The sequence below is a fragment of the Mesorhizobium sp. M7A.F.Ca.ET.027.03.2.1 genome, from assembly GCF_003999175.1.
Lineage (GTDB): Bacteria > Pseudomonadota > Alphaproteobacteria > Rhizobiales > Rhizobiaceae > Mesorhizobium.
This window is the reverse complement of the sequence record NZ_RZOM01001174.1, coordinates 1-1,799: the sequence shown is the minus strand read 5'-3', so window position 1 is coordinate 1,799 and position 1,799 is coordinate 1. Positions and strand designations below refer to the sequence as shown.

Below are 1,799 nucleotides of genomic sequence, written 5' to 3'. Positions count from 1 at the left end.
TCCCGGCACGGTGCGGGGCAAGCGCGTGCTCGACTTCGCTTCCGGCTCCGGCCTTGTCGCCATCGCTGCCGCCAAGGCAGGTGCCGCCAAGGTGACCGCAGCCGACATCGATCCGTTCTGTGCCACCGCGATCCGGCTCAACAGTGAGATCAACGGTGTCGGGACCGAATTCCTCGGCACGGATTGCATCGGCACCGATGCAGGTTGGGACGTGGTCCTGGCCGGTGATGTTTTCTACGACAAATCTTTCGCGGACCGGCTGATGCCATGGTTCGCAACGCTGAAGGCGCGCGGCGCCGAAATCCTCGTCGGCGATCCCGGACGGTCGTATCTGCCGAAGGCAGGGCTGAAGCCGCTTTCTGTGTATGAAGTGGCCGTCACGCGGGCGCTGGAGGATGCGCTGGTCAAGCGCACGACGGTCTGGCGGTTCGCTTGACGCGATCGCCGAACAGGCGTTCCATCACATACAGATCAGAGGGGGAGCTCATGGATTTTTCAGCAGTGAACTGGCTGGCGGTGGTCGCTGCCGCGATCGCCGCGTGGCTGTTCGGCGCCGCTTGGTACATGGGCCTGAGCAAGGCGTGGCTGAAGGCCGCCAAGCTCGATCCGGCGACGATGAAGAAATCGCCGCTGCCCTTCGTCATCAGCTTCATCGCCGAACTGGTCATGGCCACCATATTGGCCCTGGTCGTCGGCGCGATGACCGGCGGCGAGCCGACATGGATCGCCGGACTAGTCTTCGGCTCCGTGCTCTGGCTGGGTTTCGTCGCCACGACGCTCTCGGTCAACCATCGCTACGAGAATTTCGGCTGGGACCTGACCCTCATCGACGGCGGCCACTGGCTCGGCGTGCTGCTGATCATCGGCGCCGTGATCGGCTGGTTCGGCGCGGCGGCAAGCTGAATCAAAGGCAGTAGGGCAGTAAGGCAGTAGGGGAATAGGGGGCAGACGGCACCGACGCCTATCCCTACTGCCCTACTGCCCTACTGCCCTACTGCCCTACTGCCCTACTGCCCTACTGCCTACTGCCCTTTGTCCGAGGTCCGCGTCTTGGCGACTTCCTCGAGCATCCATTCGCGAAAGCCGACGATGCGTGGATCGTCGGCGGTATTTTCGGGATAGACCAGGAAGTAGGCGAACTCGGGCGCCACCCGCAGGCCGAGTTCGAAAGGCTGCACCAGCCTGCCCTGGGAAAGGTCGTTCGCCACCATGGCGAAATCGGCGAGCGCAACGGCATTGCCGTCGAGCGCTGCCTGGACGGCATCCGTGGAGTTGCCGAACACGACGGTCCGGCTGTCGTCGAAATCAGTGATGCCGGCCGCCGCCATCCACATCCGCCAGTTCGGCCACGTCACGCCTTGCCGAGACCATTCGATATGCGCAAGCGTGTGGTTGAAGAGGTCGCGCGGCTCACGCAGCGGCGGACCGGACGTCAAGAGGCTCGGGCTGCACACCGGAATGAGGATGTTGTCGAACAGCCGGTGGGTGCGAAGACCGGGATATTTGCCGGCGCCGAAACGGATGCCGACATCGATGTCATCGAGTTCGAAATCCCGCACTTCATAGGCAATGTCGAATCGCAATTCGATATCGGGGTGATGCTTGCGAAAATCGTCGACGCGTCGCATCAGCCATTTTGACGCGAACTGCGCGTCGAGCGTCACCTTCAAAAGGGCGGTGCCGCGCGCCAGCTTTTGCGCCCGCGAAACGGCCCGGCCAAGCAGGTCGAGTGCGTCGGCCGAGGCGTCGAACAGCACCGTTCCCGCCTCGGTGAGCCGGATCGTGCGGCTGGTGCGTGT

General features: G+C 63.6%; 3 protein-coding genes. 2 read left to right on the top strand and 1 reads right to left on the bottom strand.

The genetic code is table 11. The features are described 5' to 3' along the window. Positions 1-436, top strand: a 436-nt coding sequence (locus EN750_RS32595) for a 50S ribosomal protein L11 methyltransferase (protein WP_145968129.1), incomplete at its 5' end; no start/stop codon positions are given. A gap of 50 nt (positions 437-486) precedes the next feature. Next, entirely contained in the window at positions 487-903 is a 417-nt protein-coding gene (locus EN750_RS32590; protein WP_127399140.1) for a DUF1761 domain-containing protein, read from the top strand. A gap of 119 nt (positions 904-1,022) precedes the next feature. Here EN750_RS32590 and EN750_RS32585 read toward each other — a convergent pair. Continuing rightward, positions 1,023-1,799: LysR substrate-binding domain-containing protein (locus EN750_RS32585; protein WP_127399139.1), on the bottom strand; the 777-nt coding region annotated here is incomplete at its 5' end.